At 70.8% G+C, this 18,940-nt stretch carries 18 protein-coding genes; 3 read left to right on the top strand and 15 right to left on the bottom strand.

The window, feature by feature from the left end:
• Window positions 1-36: 36 nt before the first annotated feature.
• From PBN85_RS03350 to pobA, 15 genes are all read right to left on the bottom strand, one after another.
• Window positions 37-1,110, bottom strand: a complete 1,074-nt coding sequence (locus tag PBN85_RS03350) for an aromatic ring-hydroxylating dioxygenase subunit alpha (protein ID WP_271300160.1) — start codon at window positions 1,108-1,110, stop codon at window positions 37-39.
• A 65-nt stretch (window positions 1,111-1,175) separates the two neighbouring features.
• Complete coding sequence (locus PBN85_RS03345) at window positions 1,176-1,625, bottom strand: MarR family winged helix-turn-helix transcriptional regulator (RefSeq protein ID WP_037536937.1); 450 nt, start codon at window positions 1,623-1,625, stop codon at window positions 1,176-1,178.
• A 40-nt stretch (window positions 1,626-1,665) separates the two neighbouring features.
• Window positions 1,666-2,976, bottom strand: coding sequence for an MFS transporter (locus PBN85_RS03340; protein WP_271300829.1), 1,311 nt, complete (start codon window positions 2,974-2,976; stop codon window positions 1,666-1,668).
• Between the two features lie 23 nt (window positions 2,977-2,999).
• Complete coding sequence (locus PBN85_RS03335; RefSeq protein WP_271300159.1) at window positions 3,000-5,138, bottom strand: acetate--CoA ligase family protein; 2,139 nt, start codon at window positions 5,136-5,138, stop codon at window positions 3,000-3,002.
• 11 nt (window positions 5,139-5,149) lie between these two features.
• Complete coding sequence (locus PBN85_RS03330; protein ID WP_037536940.1) at window positions 5,150-5,989, bottom strand: p-hydroxycinnamoyl CoA hydratase/lyase; 840 nt, start codon at window positions 5,987-5,989, stop codon at window positions 5,150-5,152.
• 65 nt (window positions 5,990-6,054) lie between these two features.
• Window positions 6,055-7,476 (bottom strand): aldehyde dehydrogenase, encoded by a 1,422-nt coding sequence (locus tag PBN85_RS03325; protein ID WP_271300158.1) that lies wholly within the window; start codon window positions 7,474-7,476, stop codon window positions 6,055-6,057.
• A 72-nt stretch (window positions 7,477-7,548) separates the two neighbouring features.
• Window positions 7,549-8,019 carry a MarR family winged helix-turn-helix transcriptional regulator gene (locus PBN85_RS03320; protein ID WP_271300157.1) on the bottom strand — a complete coding sequence of 157 codons (471 nt, stop codon included), beginning with the start codon at window positions 8,017-8,019 and terminating at the stop codon, window positions 7,549-7,551.
• Between the two features lie 134 nt (window positions 8,020-8,153).
• Window positions 8,154-9,356, bottom strand: a complete 1,203-nt coding sequence (pcaF, locus tag PBN85_RS03315) for a 3-oxoadipyl-CoA thiolase (RefSeq protein WP_271300156.1) — start codon at window positions 9,354-9,356, stop codon at window positions 8,154-8,156.
• Window positions 9,353-10,537, bottom strand: coding sequence for a bifunctional 3-oxoadipate enol-lactonase/4-carboxymuconolactone decarboxylase PcaDC (gene pcaDC / locus PBN85_RS03310; protein WP_271300155.1), 1,185 nt, complete (start codon window positions 10,535-10,537; stop codon window positions 9,353-9,355). The genes pcaF and pcaDC overlap by 4 nt, the downstream gene beginning before the upstream one ends.
• 1 nt (window position 10,538) lies before the next feature.
• Window positions 10,539-11,678 carry a lyase family protein gene (locus PBN85_RS03305; protein WP_271300154.1) on the bottom strand — a complete coding sequence of 380 codons (1,140 nt, stop codon included), beginning with the start codon at window positions 11,676-11,678 and terminating at the stop codon, window positions 10,539-10,541.
• Window positions 11,675-12,367: a protocatechuate 3,4-dioxygenase subunit alpha gene (gene pcaG, locus PBN85_RS03300; RefSeq protein ID WP_271300153.1), complete on the bottom strand. Its 693-nt coding sequence runs from the start codon at window positions 12,365-12,367 to the stop codon at window positions 11,675-11,677. Before pcaG ends, PBN85_RS03305 begins: the two co-directional genes overlap by 4 nt.
• A complete protein-coding gene (gene pcaH / locus PBN85_RS03295) occupies window positions 12,360-13,073 on the bottom strand; it encodes a protocatechuate 3,4-dioxygenase subunit beta (protein WP_271300152.1) in 714 nt (237 codons plus the stop codon). Before pcaH ends, pcaG begins: the two co-directional genes overlap by 8 nt.
• Window positions 13,070-13,717 (bottom strand): 3-oxoacid CoA-transferase subunit B, encoded by a 648-nt coding sequence (locus tag PBN85_RS03290; protein WP_037536953.1) that lies wholly within the window; start codon window positions 13,715-13,717, stop codon window positions 13,070-13,072. Before PBN85_RS03290 ends, pcaH begins: the two co-directional genes overlap by 4 nt.
• Window positions 13,717-14,427 (bottom strand): CoA transferase subunit A, encoded by a 711-nt coding sequence (locus PBN85_RS03285; protein WP_271300151.1) that lies wholly within the window; start codon window positions 14,425-14,427, stop codon window positions 13,717-13,719. Before PBN85_RS03285 ends, PBN85_RS03290 begins: the two co-directional genes overlap by 1 nt.
• Window positions 14,424-15,623 (bottom strand): 4-hydroxybenzoate 3-monooxygenase, encoded by a 1,200-nt coding sequence (pobA, locus tag PBN85_RS03280; RefSeq protein WP_271300150.1) that lies wholly within the window; start codon window positions 15,621-15,623, stop codon window positions 14,424-14,426. The genes PBN85_RS03285 and pobA overlap by 4 nt, the downstream gene beginning before the upstream one ends.
• Before the next feature lie 124 nt (window positions 15,624-15,747).
• Between pobA and PBN85_RS03275 the strand changes: the two genes are divergently transcribed.
• The 3 genes from PBN85_RS03275 (at window position 15,748) to PBN85_RS03265 (ending at window position 18,921) form a co-directional block, all read left to right on the top strand.
• Window positions 15,748-16,644, top strand: a complete 897-nt coding sequence (locus tag PBN85_RS03275) for a helix-turn-helix domain-containing protein (protein WP_271300149.1) — start codon at window positions 15,748-15,750, stop codon at window positions 16,642-16,644.
• A gap of 94 nt (window positions 16,645-16,738) precedes the next feature.
• Window positions 16,739-17,725, top strand: coding sequence for an acyltransferase family protein (locus tag PBN85_RS03270; RefSeq protein ID WP_271300148.1), 987 nt, complete (start codon window positions 16,739-16,741; stop codon window positions 17,723-17,725).
• On the top strand, window positions 17,722-18,921 hold the full coding sequence (locus PBN85_RS03265; RefSeq protein WP_271300147.1) for an alpha/beta hydrolase: 1,200 nt from the start codon (window positions 17,722-17,724) through the stop codon (window positions 18,919-18,921). The genes PBN85_RS03270 and PBN85_RS03265 overlap by 4 nt, the downstream gene beginning before the upstream one ends.
• Window positions 18,922-18,940 lie beyond the last annotated feature (19 nt).

The following is an 18,940-nucleotide window of genomic DNA, read 5'->3' as shown; positions in this document are numbered from 1 at the left end:
TCCCGGCGGCCTCGCGGCAGCCGCCGGAGCGGCAGATCAGAGATGGGCGGGCGACGGCACGGGCTCGGGCGTCGGCGGCACCGGTTGCGCCTCCTCCTGCTGCGCGCGGATCAGCCGTGCCAGCACCTGACGCGAGCGGACGCCGCCGGCATCGATCGAGAAGCCGCGCAGCTTCATCCCCGGATTGCGCTCGATCGAGCGCTGCTGCGCCTCGAGCACCTCGACATCCTCGGCGAAGACGCGGCCCTGCTGCGCCTTGAACCGTTCGGTGAAGCCCTGATCGCGAATGTCGAAATTGCGCGCCATGCCCCAGAAATAATGCGTGGTCGTCTCGCTCTCGGGAGTCAGCGCGTCGATCACCATGCCGCGCACGCCCTGGTCGTGATCCTCGATCGTCGCCCCCGCCCCGACCGGCGCGACGCCGACGTCGATCAGGATCGACGAGGGCGCGATGAAGCGGCAGATCTGCCAGCGGTCGACCGGGCCGTCCTGCTTGAGCGCGTCGCGCCAGAAGGGCGGCGCATTGACCCCGGGCATCCAGCGGGTGACGAACACCTCTTCCCCGCGCACCTCGGTCTCGATCGCCGCCTCCATCAGCTCGGGCTGGCCGATCGATCCCTGATGCGTGTAGGTCTCGTGCGTCAGGTCCATCAGATTGTCGATCACCAGCCGGTAATCGCAGGCGATCGGATAATAGCCGCCGTCGAACGTCCAGTCGGGGTGCGAACAGGGCCAGAAGTCGGGCACCAGCGTGTCGTCGGCGCGCGCCGGGTCGCCGATCCACACCCAGATCAGGCGATGCCGCTCGACCACCGGATAGCGGCGCACGCACAGCGCCTGATTGGGCCGTTCGCCCTTGATCGGCATTTCGAGCACCGCGCCGTCGGGATCGAACAGCATGCCGTGATAGCGGCAGCGCAGATTGTCGCCTTCCTTGAGGCCCATCGACAGCGGCAGCATGCGGTGCGGGCAGGCATCGTGCAGCGCGGCGATCGACCGGTCGAATTTGCGGTACAGCACCACCGGCTCGCCGCAGATCGTCCGCGCCATCGGCTGACGGTCGACCTCATGATCCCAGGCGGCGACATACCAGCGGTCTTGCAGAAACATCACGCTCTCCATTGTCCGCTCCTCTGGCGGAAGCCCGGTGATCGTCTGCCGATATAGTTGCGATGTCAACTATCCCGATCGAGCCGATCGACGTTGGCGTATAATTTGCCGAGCAGCGCGATCAGCTGGTCGCGCTCCGCGGCATCGAGCCCGGCGAGCAGCGCCCGCTCGCGGTCGAGTGCGATGCGGATGATGGCGTCGTGCATCGCCTCCCCCGCCGGGGTCAGCGACAGCGCGCGGCTGCGGGCGTCGGCGCGGTCGGGCACGGCCTGGACGAGGCCGAGCGCCTGCAGGCGGCCCGTGGCCCGGCTGGCGGCGGCCTTGTCGATGCCGCTCGCCTCGCAGATCGCGCCGGCGCTGGCGGTGCCGCGCACCTTGAGATTGGCGAGCAGTCGCCATTCGTTCACGCCGATGCCGAAGCGCGCGAGATAGATGCGTGAGGCACCGCGCGACAGCTTGTTGCCGATCGACGACAGGAAGAAGGGGACGTAACGGTCGAGGTCGAGCTGGGGCATCGCACCGGCATGACGGCTCCTCCCCGCGCCGACAAGCGCGCTACGCCGCGCGCCGCCGCGGCAGCGCGAGCAAGGCCAGTGCGGCGATCGCCGATCCCCCCGCCATACAGTCGGCGACCAGCGCGAGATCGCCGCCCGCGGCGAACAGCAATCCGGCGACGATCGGCCCGAGCGCGGCCCCGGCGCGTCCGACGCCGATGACGAAGCCGGTGCCGCTGCCGCGCGCGGCGACCGGGAAGGAGTCCGCGACCAGCGCATAGAGGCCGACCACCGCCGCATTGGTGAAGACGCCGACCAGCGCCGCCGCCTGTTTGAGCGTGCCGAGATCGCCCGCCGCCCGGCCGAAGACGATGACGCTCGCGACCGCACCGACCAGCGCCGCCAGCACCAGCGGCCGCACCGGCCAGCGCTTCGACAGCAGGCCGAGCAGCACCGCGCCGGTCAGCCCGCCGACATTCGCCCAGACCAGCACGCCGCCCGCCACCGCCGCCGGATGGCCCAGATCGACGACGATCTTCGGGATCCACTTGAGCGTGAAGTAGAAGGTCATGATGTGCGCGAGATAGGCGAGCGTCAGCAGCAGCGTCGTGCCCGCCAGCCCCGGCCCGAACAGCGCCCGCCAGCCGCCGCGCGCCTGGGCCGCCGCCGGGTCGGGGAGCGTCGCCAGCACCGGCTCGCCGCGTTGCGCGAGCAGCGCATTGACCCGCGCCAGCGCGTCGCGCGGCTGCCGCTCGACCAGATAGCCGATCGTCTCGGGCAGCAGCCACCACGTCAGCGGCAGGAAGGCGGCGCTGACGATCGCGCCGAAGACGAAGACGTCGCGCCAGCCGCCGCCCGCCAGCAGTGCCGAGGCGATCGTCCCGCCGACGATCGCCCCGAGCGGATAGCCCGCCGCCATGATCGTCACCGCGAGCGAACGGCTGCGCGCATTCGCCTGTTCGGCGACCATCGCATTGGTGGTGGCGAGCATCCCGCCGATGCCGAGGCCGGTGACGAGCCGGACCAGCGACAGCGTGACGATACCGCCGACCAGCGGCGCCAGCGCCATCCCCGCCGCCATGATCGCGAGGCAGGCGAGGATCACCGGCCGCCTTCCGATCCGGTCGGCGACGCGGCCGAGCAGGACCGATCCCGCCGCCATGCCGAACAGCTCCATCGACAGCACGACGCCGAGCGCGGCGCGATCGACCTGCCATTCGGCGGCGATGCCCGGCGCGGCGAAGCTGATCGCCAGCACGTCGAACCCGTCGAGCGCGTTGAGCAGCACGCACAGGGCGATCGCGACCATCTGTCGCCAGTGCATCGCCCCCGTCTCGATCCTCTGGCGGGGATCGACCCCGCCGCCGCCCATCGCCGTCACCACGCTGTCTCCTGTTAGCGGGGCTCCACCGCCATCAAGGCGTCGAGCGCCACGACACTGGGGCCGGCGCCGGCCGGGTGGAGGATCACCGGATTGAGATCGACTTCCCGGATGCGCGGATGCGCCACCATCACGTCGGCGAGCCTTAGCACCAGATCGGCGAGCGCCGCGACGTCGAGCGCCGGCGCGCCGCGCCAGCCGTCGAGCAGCGCGGCGGCCTGCAGCCGGCGCAGTCCGGCGACGACCTGCGCGTGCGTCATCGTCGGCGCGAACAGCTGCACGTCCTTGAGCACCTCCGCCTGCACACCGCCGAAGCCGGCGAGGATGACGGGCCCCCAATCGGGATCGTTGCGCGCACCGACGATCATCTCGGTGCCGCGCGCGCCCATCGCCTCGACCAGAATACCGTCGAGCGTCACGCCGGGCAGGTGGCGCGCGACATCGGCGATCATCCGGTCCCAGCCGGCGGCGACCGCCGCGCCATCGGTGAGATGGAGGATGACGCCACCGGCATCGCTCTTGTGGCTGAGCGCCGCCGATTGCGCCTTGAGCACGACGGGATAGCCGAGCGCCTCCGCCGCGGCGCAGGCGGCATCGCGGCTCGTCGCCAGGCGCGAGGCCGGAAAGGTGAAGCCGCAGGGGGCGAGCAGCGCCTTGGCGGCATGTTCGGGGATGACGCCGCCCGCCTCGGGCAGCGCGAGCGGCGGCGCCGCCGCGGGCACGCGCGCCGCCGGGGCGGTGGCATCGACCAGCCGGGCGATCGCCCGCAGCGCGCGCTCGCTCGACGGGAAGCACGGCACGCCGCGTGCACGCAAGGCGGTGACGGCCTCCTCCCCGATCGGCGCGCCCTCGTCGAGCCCGGCATAGATCACCGGCTTGTCGGCACCGTCGCCGAGCGCGGCAAGGATCGGCGGCAGCTTGATCGCCATCGTCACCGGATCGGTCTGGATCAGCCCGATCAGGATCGTATCGACGCGATCGTCGGCGAACAGCGCGGCGAGCGTGCGGGTATAGAGATCGGGATCGACCAGCCCCTGCGCGGTCAGGTCGAGCGGATTGCTCACTCCGACGAACTCGGGCAGCGCCGCGCGCAACGCCGGCGCCGTATCGTCGCCGAGCGCGGCGAGCGGCAGGTCGAGCGCTTCGGCAAGGTCGAGCATCAGCGCCTTGAACGCCCCCGATTCACCCAGCACCGCGGTGCCGCCCGCCGGCAGGCGCGGACAGCGCAGCGCGATCTCGGCGACGTCGCTCAATTCCTCCAGCGTCTCGGCGAGGACGACGCCCGCCTGGCGGACGAGCAGCCGCATCACCGCATGATCGCCCGCCATCGCGCCGGTATGCGTCGCCGCGCTCTCGCGCGCGGCGCTCGACGTGCCGGGATGGAGCAGCACGATCGTCTTGCCCGCCGCCCGCGCGGCACGCGCGGCAGCGAGGAAGCGCGCCGGCTGGCGGAATTGCTCGACGATCATCGCGATCACGCGCGTGCCGGGTTCGTCGACCAGATAGTCGACATAATCCTCCACCCCGCTCGCCGCCTCGTTGCCGGTCGATACCGAGAAGGTCAGGCCGAGCGTGCGTGCGGCGAAGACGGTGCCGAGCACCGCCGCCATCGCGCCCGATTGCGAGACGACGCCGATCCCCGCCTGTCCCGGCGCGGGCGGCGTCGCCACCGTCTCGACGAAGGTCAGCGGCACGCCGTCGGGATGATTGACCATGCCGAGGCAGTTCGGCCCCTCGACCACCATCCCCGCTTCACGGGCGATGCGGCCGATCTCCGCCTGTTCGGCGAGCCCCGCCGCGCCGCCCTCGGCAAAGCCGGCGGAGAAGATCACCGCCGCGCCGACGCCGCGCGCCGCCAGTTCGCGCACCGCATCGAGCACGCCGGCGCGCGGGATCGCCAGCACCGCGACGTCGACGCCTTCGGGCAGCGCCGCGATCGACGGCAGGCAGCGCCGTCCGCCGATTTCCTCCCGGCGCGGGTTGATGAGGTGGATCGCGCCGTCGAAGCGATGGCGATCGAGGTTGGCGAGCACCGCCGCGCCGAGTGCGCCCGGCTTGTCCGACGCACCGACGATCGCCACCGACCGCGGGCGCAGCAGCCGGGCGATCGACGGCGACGGAGTAAGGGACGGTGCCGGGGCATCGATCGACATCGTCTCGCTCCTCAGCCGCGCGTCTTGGTCTTATCATAGGCGCCCAGGCCCGGCTTGTAGCTCTTGTCGTCGATAAATTGCCGGATGCCCTCCTTTCGCCCCTCGTTGTCGTAGCTGTTCGCCGCCTCCTGCGCGCGGATCAGATAATCCTCCGCCTCGTCATAGGTCATCACGCCGACGCGGCGCACCGCGTCCTTGGTCGCCTTGAGCGCGACCGGGTTCTTCTTGGCGAGCACCTGCGCCACCGCGGTGACGCGCGCCTTGAGATCGGCGAGCGGCAGCGATTCGTTGACCAGCCCCCATTCCGCCGCGGTGCGCCCGTCGATCGTCTCGCCCATCATCGCGTGATACATGGCGCGGCGGAACGACAGCAGCTCGACCGCGACCTTGGTGGCACCGCCGCCGGGCAGGATGCCCCAGTTGATCTCGCTGAGCCCGAACTGCGCCTCGTCGGCGGCGAAGGCGAGGTCGCAGGCGAACAGCGGGCCGTAGCCGCCGCCGAAGCACCAGCCGTTGACCATCGCGATCGTCGGCTTCTGATACCAGCGCAGCCGCCGCCACCAGCCGTAGCTCTCGCGCTGCGCCCCGCGCGTGCCGGCGAGGCCGAGCGCCTCGGTGTCGCGGAAATATTCCTGAAGGTCCATGCCCGCCGACCAGGCGGTGCCCTCGCCGGTCAGCACCAGCACCGCGACGTCGTCGCGGAATTCGAGCGCGTCCAGCACCCGCATCATCTGGCGGTTGAGCTTGGGACTCATGCTGTTGCGCTTCTCGGGGCGGTTGAAGCGGACCCAGGCGATGCCGTCCTCGACGGTGAAGGCGACGGTTTCCTCTTCGGTACGTTCGATGGTCATGACACAGGTCTCCAGGCGCCGCGACGCGCGACGCGACGGTGGCTAGGGATAGGGTTATTGTAGGATCAGATAGGGAAGTGGCCGGGCTGCGTCTCGATCGTCACCCAACGCAATTCGGTGAAGGAGTCGATGCCGGCGCGGCCGCCGAACCGGCCGTAGCCCGAACCCTTGGTGCCGCCGAACGGCATCTGCGCCTCGTCGTGCACGGTCGGGCCATTGACGTGGCAGATGCCGGATTTGATCGCGCGGGCGACGCGCAGGCCGCGCGCGGTGTCGCGGGTGAACACCGCCGCGGACAGGCCATATTCGCTATCGTTGGCGAGCCGGATCGCCTCCGCCTCGTCGGCGGCGCGGATGATGCCGACGACCGGGCCGAAGCTTTCGTCGCGGAACAGCCGCATCGCCGGCGTGACGTGATCGATGACATGCGCCGGCATCAGCACACCGTCCGCCTCGCCGCCGACCAACTGCCGTGCGCCGCCCGCCAGCGCGTCGTCGATCAGCGCGCGGACGCCGTCGACCGTCCTGCGATCGACCACCGCGCCCAGCGGCGCCTGTCCCGCACGCGGATCGCCGACCGGCATCGTCTTGACCTTGGCGGCGAACTTCTCGGCGAAGGCATCGGCGACGGCTTCGACGACGATGATCCGCTCGGTCGACATGCAGATCTGGCCCTGGTTCATGAAGGCGCCGAACGCCGCCGCCTTCACCGCCTCGTCGAGGTCGGCATCCTTGAGCACCAGCAGCGGCGCCTTGCCGCCGAGTTCGAGCAGCACCGGCTTGAGCTGTTCGGCGCAGCGTTTGGCGATGATCCGGCCGACATGCGTCGACCCGGTGAAATTGATCCGTCGCACCGCGGGGTGATCGATCATCGCGCCGACCACCTCGCCCGCATCCGCCGGCGCGTTGCTGACGATCTGGACCACATTGTCGGGCAGCGCCTCGGCGAAGGCCTCGACGATCAGCTGATGCGTGCGCGGGCATTGTTCCGATGCCTTGAGCACCGCGGTATTGCCGCAGGCGAGCGGCACCGCCAGCGCGCGCACGCCGAGGATGATCGGCGCGTTCCACGGCGCGATGCCGAGCACCACGCCGGCGGGCTCGCGCAGCGCCATGGCGATGCAGCCGGGCTTGTCGGACGGGATGACCTCACCGCCGATCTGCGTGGTCAGCGCCGCCGCCTCGCGGATCATGCCGGCGGCGAGCATCAGGTTGAACCGCGCCCAGCCTTCGGTCGCGCCGATCTCCCCCATCATCGCCGCGACGAAATCGTCGGCGCGCGCCTCGAGCGCCGCCGCGGCGCGGGTCAGCGCGGCGCGACGCGCGGTCGGGCCGGTCTGGCTCCAGCTGTCGAAGGCGGCGGCGGCGGCGTCGCAGGCGGCGACGGCATCGGCGGGGGATTGCGCGGGCGCGGTGGTCGCGACCGCGCCGGTCACCGGATTGTGGCGCGTGAAGGTGGGCCGTTCCAAAGTCGCTGCCGTCGACATGTCCGCTCCTGAGTCTTATTTGTTATGGAGCATACCTAAACCGATGGCCGGGGCAAGCGGGATTTTACGCGATCATCCGCCGGCCCGCTCGATCCGCGTCAGCAGCGCGATCAGCGTCTGCCGTTCGTCCGCGGTAAGGTCGCGCAACAGCAGGTCTTCATGCTCGCGGATCCGTTCGAGCGCGGTCTCGATATGCGCCGCGCCGGCCTGGGTCAGCTGGAGTTCGAAGGCGCGGCGGTCGTCGCGCGCGACCCGCCGCTCGATCAGCCCCCGATCGACCAGATCGTTGACCAGGCTGACCATATTGGGCCGCTGGATGCCGAGCACCTTGCCCGCCGCGCCCTGGTTGATGCCGGGATTGTCGCGGATCGTCGACAGGATGCCGAACAGCACCTGCCGCATGCCGAGATCGCCGAGCGCATCGGCGAAATCGGCGGCGAACAGCGACGAGGTGCGGCGGAGATGATAGCCGACCAGCGTATCGAGGACGTTCAGCCTGACCGCTGCCGCATCGGTCGTCTGATCGGTTGTGCCTGTTTCCATTGGCGAAGGTGATAGGATCAAGCCCGGCGCCTGACAACGGCGCGGGCGGGCAGCCCGTCACCGGCTCGGGGGGGGGGACGGGATACCGGATCGCCACGGCCACGGGCCCCCGACCGGCCGCGCCCCCGGTCCCGTTAGACCCGCTCGAACAGCAAGGCGACGCCCTGGCCGACGCCGACGCACATGCAGGCGAGTCCATAGCGGCCACCCTCGCGCTGCAGTTGCTCGACCGCGGTCATCGTGATCCGCGCCCCCGACATGCCGAGCGGATGGCCGAGCGCGATGGCGCCGCCGTTCGGGTTGACGCGCGGATCGGCGGGATCGACGTCGAGGTCGCGCAGCACGGCGATCGCCTGCGCCGCGAAGGCCTCGTTGAGCTCGATCACGTCGATCTGATCGAGCGTCACGCCGCCACGGCGCAGCACCTTGCGCACCGCCTCGACCGGCCCGATCCCCATCACCCGCGGCGCGACGCCGGAGGAGGCCATGGCGAACACCCGCGCCCGCGGCACGAGGCCGTGCGCCTGCGCCGCAGCCGCCGAGGCGACGAGCAGCGCCGCCGCGCCGTCGTTGAGGCCGGAGGCATTGCCGGCGGTGACGGTGCCGTCGGCATGGACGACCGGCTTGAGCTTCGCCAGCGCTTCGGCACTGGTCGCGCGCGGATGCTCGTCGACCGCGAAGGCGACCGGATCGCCCTTGCGCTGCGGCACCAGCACCGGGACGATCTCCGCGGCGAAGCGGCCGCTCGCCTGCGCCGCCGCAGCCTTGGTCTGGCTGGCGAGCGCGAAGGCGTCCTGATCCTCGCGGCTGACCTGCCAGTCGGTGGCGACGTTCTCGGCGGTCTCCGGCATCGAATCGACGCCATACTTATGACGCATCGCCGGGTTGATGAAGCGCCAGCCGAGCGTCGTGTCCTCGATTCTCTGCGCACGGTCGAACGGGGTCGCCGCCTTGCCGAGCACATAGGGCGCGCGCGTCATCTGCTCGACGCCGCCGGCGATGACCAGCGCGGCATCGTCGCTGCGGATCGCCTGCGCGGCGATGCCGATCGCGTTGAGCCCCGATCCGCACAGGCGGTTGATGGTCGCGCCGGGCACCTCCGGCGGCAGCCCGGCGAGCAGCGCCGCCATCCGCGCGACGTTGCGATTGTCCTCGCCCGCCTGATTGGCGCAGCCGAGCAGGCAATCGTCCACCGCCGCCCAGTCGACCCCGGGGTTGCGCTCGACCAGCGCCTTGATCGGCAGCGCGGCGAGATCGTCGGCGCGGATGGTCGACAGCGCGCCGTTGAGGCGACCGACCGGCGTGCGGATGGCGTCGCAGATAAAGGCATCGGTCACGAGTCAGTCCCTTCCAGTTCGGCGATGATGCGGCCCGCTTCGGCAAAGGCGGTATTGGCGGCGGGCACGCCGGCATAGATGGCGGTCTGCATCAGCACCTCCTTCAGCGCGTCACGGGTGAAGCCGCCGCGCGACAGGCCGGCGCGGACGTGGAGGCCGAATTCCTCCCAACGGCCGAGGCTGGCGGTGATCGCCACCACCAGCAGCCGCCGCGTCGCCTCGTCGAGCCCCGGCCGGCCCCAGATCTCGCCCCAGGCGATCCGGGTGATCATCGCCTGGAAATCGGCGGTGAAGTCGGTCCGCCTGGCGAGCGAGGCATCGACCCAGGCGTCGCCGAGGATGCGGCGGCGGTTGACCAGCCCGGCCTCGAACAGCGTCGCCGCCGCCGCGTCCGTCGCCGCGTCGCGCGTGAGGAAGGCGATCAGCGCGCCCGCCAGCGCCTGCGGCGCCTCGACGGGGGCGAGGTGGCCGACGGCGAGATGCACCGTCTCGCTGTGCGGGATCGCCGCCGCGATCCGCTCGCCATGGCCGGCGAAGGGCGTCGAGCGGTCGCCGTCGCCCGCCACCACCAGCACCGGCAGCGCCAGGCCGGGCAGCCGGTCGATCACCGCCATGTCGCGGATCGCCGCGCCCGCGCCGGCATAGCCCGCATCCGCCATCGCGATCAGCCCGCGGCGCAGCGACGCCGCCTCCGCCGGATGCGTCGCGGCAAAGCCCGTCGACAGGAAGCGGTCCATCGCCAGATCGGCAATTCCCGCGATGCCGTCGCGCCGCACGGTGGCGATGCGATCGCCCCACGCCGCCGCATCCATCGTCGCCGACGTGCAGATCAGCGCCAGCGCCGTGATCCGCTCGCCATGGTCGAGCGCGAGCTGCATCGCGATCATCCCGCCGAGCGAGACGCCGGCGACCGCGGCGCGATCGACGCCGGCGGCATCCATCACCGCGATCACATCCGCGGCGAGCATCGGCAGGTCATAGTCGCCGCCCGGCGCATCGGAGGCGCCATGGCCGCGCGTGTCGATCCGCAGCACGCGGTATCGCCCGGCCAGCGCGGGCACGCAGCCGGCCCACAAGGCCATGTCGGTCCCGATCGAATTGAGCAGCACCAGCGGCGGCGCGGCATCGTCGCCGTCGAGCCGCCAGTAGAGCCGCACCCCGTCCCGCGTCGCAAACGGCATGTCAGTCCTTCCCTATGTCGAGCAGCGCATCGACCAATGCCACGCTGTCGCCGATGTCGGTGCCCTGCCCCGCCGCGGCGAGGTTGCGGGCGATCGCATCGCCGTCGATCTCCAGCCCCTCGGCGACGCCCGCCATCGCCTCCGCCGCGCCCGAGGCGAGCAGGAACAGGTCGACCAGCATCGGCCCCTCGGCCTGCCAGCCGCCGAGCCCGCGCTCCTCCTCCGCCGGCAGCGCGGCGAGGATGCCGGCGACCAGTCCGGGCGCGCGCGTCGCGGCGGACAGCGCGATCTGGCAGCCGGTCGGATTGCGCTTGTGCGCCATCGCCGACGATCCGCCACGCCCGGCGACCGCAGGCTCGCGCGCCTCGCCGACGCCATTCTGCGCGAGCAGCGCGAGGTCGCGCGCCATCTTGCCGAGCGCACCGATCAGGATGCCGAGCGCCGCCGCGATACCCGCCACCCCCTCGCGCCGCGCATGCCACGGCGGCGCCTCGGCAAGCCCGAGCGCCGCCGCGAGCCGGGCGGCGACCGCATCGGCCTGCCCCGCCTGATCGGGCCGGCTGCCCGCCGCGCCGCCCCATTGCAGCGCCGCCTTCGCCGCGACCTCGCGCGACAGCCGCGCCGCCGCCGCGGCGATCCCGGCATGCCATTGCGCGAGCCGCAGCCCGAAGCCGATCGGCTGCGCGTCCTGCAGCAACGTCCGCCCGATCGCCGGCGTCGCGGCATGCGCGCGGGCGAGCGGCGCCAGCGCGGTGGTGACTCGGTCGGTATCGACGAGCAGCAGCGTGCCGGCGCGGCGCACCTGCATCATCAGCGCGCTGTCCGCGACATCCTGGCTGGTCGCGCCACGATGCAGCGCCGTCGCCGCCTCACCGTCGAGCTGCGCCCGCAGCGTCGCGACGAGCGGGATCGCCAGCGTCCCCGCCAGCGCCGCCCGTTCGGCGAGCGCCGCAGGATCGAGGCGCAGCGCCGACGCCGCCGCCGCGATCGCCGCGGCGGCCTCCGCCGGGATCACCCCCACCACCGCCTGCGCCGCCGCCAATGCGCTTTCGAAGGCGAGCGCCGCGGCGATCGTCGCTTCATCGTCGAACGTCGCGATCATCGCCGCGGTGGCGACCGGTCGGGTGCGGAGCAGGCTCACAGGTCGAAGAACACCGTCTCGTCCGCGCCGGCAAGCCGCAGGTCGAGCCACCAGAGCCCCTCGCCGCGCTGCTGCGCGATCAGCGTGCCGCGCCGTTCGGCGGGGACGCAGGCGAGCACCGGATCCTCGTCATTGCCGGCCGCCCCCTCGAAATAGAGCCGCGTCGCCAGCCGCTTGAGCAGCCCGCGCCCGAATACCGACACAGCGACATGTGGCGCCTGCAGGCTGTTGCCCGGCCCCGGCACGCGCCCCGGCAGGATGGTGCGGAAGCGGTACACGCCCTCGGCATCGACCGCGGCGCGGCCGAAGCCGATGAAATGCGGGTCGATCGGCACGTCGTCGCGATCGTCGTCGAGCGCATGGTAGCGGCCGGCGGCATTGGCCTGCCAGATCTCGATCATCGCATCGACCACCGGCGCACCTTCGGCATCGAGCACGCGGCCGGCGATCTCGATCACCGCGCCCTGCGGCGTACCGGTCAGCGCCGACAGGTTGAGCAGCCAATGCTCCTCGGCGAACAGGTCGGGCCGCGCGCCCATCTCCGACTGGCCGACGAGGTCGGCGCCACCCTTCCACGGCAGGCCATAGTGGAAGAACGGCCCCACCGTCTGGCTCGGCGTCTGGCCGAACAGCGCCGGGTCGCGATTGTCCTGCCGCGGCGCGGGCTCGCGGGTTTCGAGGTCAGTCATGATGATCCTCCTCGAACGGCGTCTGCGCGCGCCCCTTGAGCACGATGTCGAACAGGTAACCGAGCGCCCAATTGGGCATGGTCGTCGCGATGTCGAAGCGGCTGACCAGCCGCTGGCGATAGGGCATCGGCACCGCATTGGCGATCGGATCGATCTCGATCAGCGGGTCGTCGGGAAAATAGAGCTGCGTCACCAGGCGCGTCGCGAACGCCGGGCCGAGCAGCGACAGATGGATATGCGCCGGCCGCCAGGCATTGTTGTGATTGCCCCACGGATAGGCCCCCGGCCGCACCGTCACGAAGCGATAGCGACCCTCGGCATCGGTGACGACCCGGCCGGCGCCGGTGAAATTGGGATCGAGCGGCGCATCCCATTGATCGCGCACATGGACGTAGCGCCCGGCGGCATTGGCCTGCCAGATCTCCACCACCGTGTCGGGCACCGGCCGCCCGGCCTCGTCGAGCACCCGGCCCGACACGACGATCCGCTGGCCGATCGGCGTGCCGCGATGCTGGCTGGTGAGATCGGCGAGCGCCGGCCCCATCAGCCGCTCCCAGCTGCCACCCGGCCCGGTCGTCTCGGTCAGCGTCTGCGGCGCGCGCACCGGCGGCTGCGCCGGTGCGCGCAGCACGGTCGAGCGATAGTCGGGGAAGAGCGACGGCGGCGCGCCCGCATCGTCGCGCGCATAGGGGCGGACCTCGATCATGCCGCCAGCCCTTCCGCCACCTCGACCGGCGCCGCGGTCCGGGCGAGCACCTCGTCCACCGTCACGCCGGGCGCGAGCTCGACCAGCCGCAGCCCCGGCTTGTCGCAGGCGATCACGCACAGATCGGTGATGATCAGGTCGACGCACGCCCGCCCGGTCAGCGGCAGCGTGCAGGCGGGCAGGATCTTCGCCTCACCCGCCTTGTTGGCGTGATCCATCACCACGACGACGCGCTTGACCCCGGCGACGAGATCCATCGCGCCGCCCATCCCCTTCACCATCTTGCCGGGAATCGTCCAATTGGCGATGTCGCCGGCCGCGCTCACCTCCATCGCGCCGAGCACCGCCATGTCGATATGGCCGCCGCGGATCATCGCGAAACTGTCGGCGGAGGAAAAGAAGCTCGAGGTCGGCAGCGCGGTGATCGTCTGCTTGCCGGCGTTGATCAGGTCGGGGTCGACCGCGTCGCGCGTCGGGAAGGGGCCGATGCCGAGCATGCCGTTCTCCGACTGCAACGTCACGTCGAGCCCCTCGGGCACGTAATTCGCCACCAGGGTCGGAATGCCGATGCCGAGGTTGACGTAGAAGCCGTCCTCCAGCTCCTGCGCGGCGCGGGCCGCCATCTGTTCGCGGGTCCAGCCCATCACATCGCCTCCGCTTCGCGGACGGTCAGCTTCTCGATCCGCTTCTCGTTGATCGTCGACCGGACGATCCGGTCGACATAGATGCCGGGCGTATGGATACAATCGGGATCGAGGCTGCCCGCCGGGACGATCTCCTCGACCTCGACCACCGTCACCCTGCCCGCGGTCGCCATGTTCGGGTTGAAGTTGCGCGCGGTCTTGCGGAACATCAGATTGCCCGCCGGATCGGCACGCCATGCCTTGATGATCGACAGATCGGCGCGCAGCCACGTCTCGCGGACATAGTCCTCGCCCTCGAAGGTCTCGACCGGCTTGCCTTCGGCGACGACCGTGCCGACGCCGGTCTTGGTGTAGAAGGCCGGGATGCCGGCACCCCCGGCGCGGATCCGCTCGGCGAGCGTACCCTGCGGTGTCAGCTCCAGCGTCAGCTCGCCGGACAGATATTGCTGCTCGAACAGCTTGTTCTCGCCGACGTAGCTGGAGATCATCTTGGCGATCTGGCGCGTCTCGAGCAGCATCCACAGGCCGAAGCCGTCCGCGCCGGCATTGTTCGAGATGACGGTCAAGTCGCGCACGCCGCTCGCACGCACCTCCGGGATCAGGCTTTCGGGATTGCCCGACAGGCCGAAGCCGCCCGACATGATCGTCATCCCGTCGAACAGCAGCCCGTCGAGCGCCGCCGCCGGACTGTCGTAGATCTTGTTCTTCATACCGCCTCGCTGCTGATCCCGCCGGTGAGCGGCAGGCCGACGTAATTCTCGGCGAGCGTCCGCTGCGCCGCTTCGGACCCACGGATATAATCCAGCTCCGCCATCTGGATACGCCGGTCGAATCCGTCCATCGTCGGAAACCGGTGGGTCACCGAGGTGAACCACCAGGAAAACCGCTCCGCCTTCCACACCCGCGCCAGCGCGCGCGCCGAATAGCCGTCGAGCCCTGCGTCCGAGCCGTGTTTATAGTGGAGCGCGAACGCCTCGCCGAGCATCGTCACGTCCGACACCGCGAGGTTCATGCCCTTGGCGCCGGTCGGCGGCACGATATGCGCAGCGTCGCCGGCAAGGAACAGCCGCCCCCAGCGCATCGGCTCCGACACGAACGAGCGCAGCGGCGCGATCGCCTTCTCGAACGACGGTCCGCGCGTCACCTTCGCGGCGGTATCGGGGCCGAGTCGCAGGCAGAGTTCGTCCCAGAAGCGGTCGTCCGACCAGTCGGCGATATCCTCGTCGAGCCCGCACTGGATGTAATAGCGGCTGCGCGTCGTCGATCGCATCGAGGCGAGCGCGAAGCCGCGTTCGTGATTGGCGTAGATCAGTTCGTGGTCCGCGGGCGGCACGTCGGCGAGGATGCCGAGCCAGCCGAACGGATAGACGCGCTCGAACGTCGTCAGCACCTCGGGCGGGATCGCCGCGCGGCTGATGCCGTGATAGCCGTCGCAGCCGACGATATAATCGCACGCCACCTGGTGGTCGACGCCGTCCGCGCGCCACGATACCGTCGGCCGCTCGCCGTCGATCCCGGCAAGGGCGACATCCTCGGCGTTCCACACGATCGGCAGGTCGTCGGCTTCGGCGGCGTCGAACAGGTCGCGCATCACCTCCTGCTGGCCATAGACGGTGACGGTCGATCCGCCGGTCAGCGCCGCCATGTCGATGCGGAACGATCGCCCGTCGAGCGACAGATTGGTGCCGCCATGCACCAGCCCCTCGCGCTGCAACCGCCCGGCGAGGCGGAGCCGGTGCATCAGATCGACGGTGACCTGTTCGAGCACCCCGGCGCGCACCCGCCCTTCGACATAGGCGCGGTCGCGCCGTTCGAGGACCATCGCATCGATGCCCTCGCGGCGCAGCAGGTGCGCGAGGAACATCCCCGCCGGTCCTGCCCCGATGATCGCAACCTGTGTGCGCATCCGTCGATCCTCTCTGCAGACTCTTCGCATCGCCTGCCACCAAGGTGCGCGGCGGCCGCGGCGCGGGCCATGCCGTCGCCAGCCGAAAAGTTGGATTTTCCAGCGCGGCCGTTATGCTCGGGCGATGGGAATCGATCCGGTGCCGAGCTTCTATCTCTACGGCGAGCCGCATCGCGCGGTCGCCGACGGCTTCATCCATGTCGAGCAGCTCGATGACCGTTCGCGGCCGAGCGAATGGACGATCCGACCGCATGCCCACGCCGATCTGGTGCAGATGTTCCTGATCGGATCGGGCGGCGGCGCGATGCAGGCGGAGGATGCGGCGATGCGCTTCGACGCGCCGGCGCTGCTGCTGATCCCCGCCGGCGTCGTCCATGGCTTTCACTGGACGAGCGAATCGGCGGGCTGGGTGCTGACGCTCGCGCGCACCTTCCTCAAGGACCTCGTCGCGCGGCATCCCGACCTCGCCCCGGTGTTCGACCGGCCGCAGGCGCTGACCCCCGACGCCGCCGTCGCCGCGCGGCTGACGCAGGCGATGGCGACGCTGCGCCAGGAGCTCGCCTGGTCCGCCGCGGGTCATCATGTCGCGGTCGAGGCGGCGCTGCTCGCGATGCTGGTCGGCGCGCTGCGGCTGCTGCCGGGCGACGATGCCGCCGCCGCGCCCGCGCCGGGCCAGCATGCCGGCCTCGTCGCCCGCTTCCGCGCCCGGATCGAGGATCGCTTCCGCCGGCGCGAGAGCATCGCCGCGCATGCCGCCGCGCTCGGTACCAGCGAGACGAGCCTGCGCGTCGCCTGCGCGCGCATCGCCGGCCGCTCGCCCGCGGCGATGCTCGACCAGCGCGCGATGCTGGAGGCACGCCGCGCGCTGCTCTATTCGAATTTATCGGTGGCGGAGATCGGCTATGCGCTCGGTTTCGCCGATCCCGCCTATTTCACCCGCTTCTTCACCCGCCACGCCGGCCGATCACCGCTGCGCTACCGCCGCGCGAATGCGGTGGACGCCGCGGACCGCCGCTCATAACCGGCATCGGCCGCCCTTGCCCCGACGCGCCGCGTGGCGACGCATATCTCTTTAACCTCAAGCCCGTATCCCCGCCCAAAGGGCGGAGACGACAGTGCTATTTGGCGATCACGCGGACACCCGGCGGCGCGACCGGACGATCGATACGCTGCGCGGCCTGCTCGTCCTCGCGGTGATCGCCGGCCATTATGCCGAGATCACCGACCGGACGAGCTTCCTCACCTGGCTCGGCGCCGGGGTGCGGATGCCGCTGTTCATCGGCTTGACGGGCTATCTGTTCAATCTCGGCGGCGCGCGGTCGCGGCCGCTGGCGGTGACGCTGCACCGCTATGGCGCGCGGCTGATCGCGCCCTGGCTGATCGCCTGCGGCGTCTATCTGACCTGCGCGACGCAGCTCACCCCGCTCGCGCTGCTCGCCGTGCCGGTGCGGCCGCCCTTCCACTTCTGGTTCGTCCCGGTGATGATGAGCTTCATCGTCATCGCCGCGCTGAGCCGGTGCACGCCGCTGTCGATGCTCGGCGTCGCCATTCCGGTGAGTATCGCGGCGATGTACCTGCTCGGCGTGCAGCATGTCGTCCGCCACGACTTCAACGGCTGGATGCCCGACCGGCGCTTCTTCATCTTCCCGATCTATTTCTTCTACGGCGTTTGGGTCGCCGATCGCGCGATCGATCGCGGCAAGATCTGTGCGGCGCTGGTGCTCGCGCCGATCGGACTGGTGTGGTGGTGCACGCTCTACGCCCATCCGTCCGCGTCGGGTGAGGTGGCGGCGAGCCTGATCGCGTCGCTGTCGCTGATCTGCCTGCTGCCCGGCATCCGGGCGAGCGCATGGTCGCTGCCGGTGATCGGCGGCATCGGCCGCCATAGCCTGTTCTTCTACCTCTGGCACCCGATGGTCTTCGGTCTGTGGTCGAGCGCCGGCATCCGCGGCGTGCCGATGCTCGGCGTCACGATCCTGTCGCTTGCGCTCGCCTGTGCATGGCTCACCCGGCATGGCGCCGCGGCGCGGGTCTTCGGCGTCACCGTCCGGACGGGACCATCGCCAGCCCGCGAGGTGGCGTTGCAGGAACGGCTCGCATGACCGGTGTTGCCGCGCTTGCCCGTACCGGGATGCTGACGATCGCCTGGCTCGTGCTGCTGCCGATGCTCGCCCTGCTGTTCGGCGCGATGATCCCGATCGTGCCGTGGCTGCGCATCGTCGCGAGCGACATCGTGCCCAATCGGGTGACGTGGATCTTCCTCGTCGCCGTGACGATCGCCGTGATCGCATGGCTGGCGCATCGCGCCCGCCCGACCGCGTTGACCCGCGCCCTGCTCACCGTCGCCGGGGTGACGGCGATCGGCGCGACGATCGTCATCGTCCATCTGCTGCAGGTCGCCGCGGCGAACGAGGCGGAGATCGACCTGCCGAGCACCCTGTCGTGGCGCGAGTTCAGCGAGGCGGCCCAGCCCGATCGCAGCCTCGTCTTCGCCCGGCCGCAGGGGGAGCCCTTGTGGCTCGACCTCTACCGGCCCACGGATGTCGCGGTCGGCCCGCCGCGGCCGGTGCTGCTCGTCGTCCATGGCGGCGGCTTTATCGAAGGCAGCCGCCGGGTCGGCGCCGCCAATATGCGCCGCTATGCCGAGCGCGGCTTCATCGTAATCAGCATCGATTACCGGCTGGCGCGGCCGGATCGGCCGACCTGGAACCTGGCGACCCGCGACGTGCGCTGCGCGCTGCGCTGGGTGGTGTCGCATGCCCGCAAACTGCATGCCGACCCCGATCGCGTCACCGTGTTCGGCGTATCAGCGGGCGGCAATCTCGCCCTCGCCGCAGCCTATACGGTCGAGGACGGCGGCGCCGATCGCAGCTGCGGCCCCCGCAGCCCGTCGATCGCCGCGGTGATCGTCAAGGCGCCGCTGATCGATCCGCTCGCCTCGTGGTGGCGGCCGGGCGAGCTGCAGGATCAGCAGCGCCTCTACATGACGCGCTATATCGGCGGCCCGCCCGAAGCCTATCCGGCGCGCTACGCCGCGCTCGACCTGCGGCGACTGGTCGCGCCGGGCAAGCCGCCGACGCTGATCCTTGCCGGCGAGAATGATCCGCTGCTGCCCATCGCCAGCGTCGAAGCCTTCGCGACCCGCTCGGCGGCGAGCGGCAACAGCGTCGATCTCGTCGTGCTGCCCTATGCCGGCCACAACTTCAACACCGCCTATTACAGCATCGCCAATCAGCTGACGATGGAAACGATCACCCGGTTCATGAACCTCTACTCACGCCGCGCCCCCGTATCGTGACCGACGGACGGGCGCGCCA

This window comes from Sphingomonas sp. CV7422 (genome assembly GCF_027945725.1).
Taxonomy (GTDB): Bacteria; Pseudomonadota; Alphaproteobacteria; order Sphingomonadales; family Sphingomonadaceae; genus Sphingomonas; species Sphingomonas kyungheensis.
Note: the sequence above shows the minus strand (reverse complement) of the source record. Positions and strands in the feature narration are given on the sequence as shown.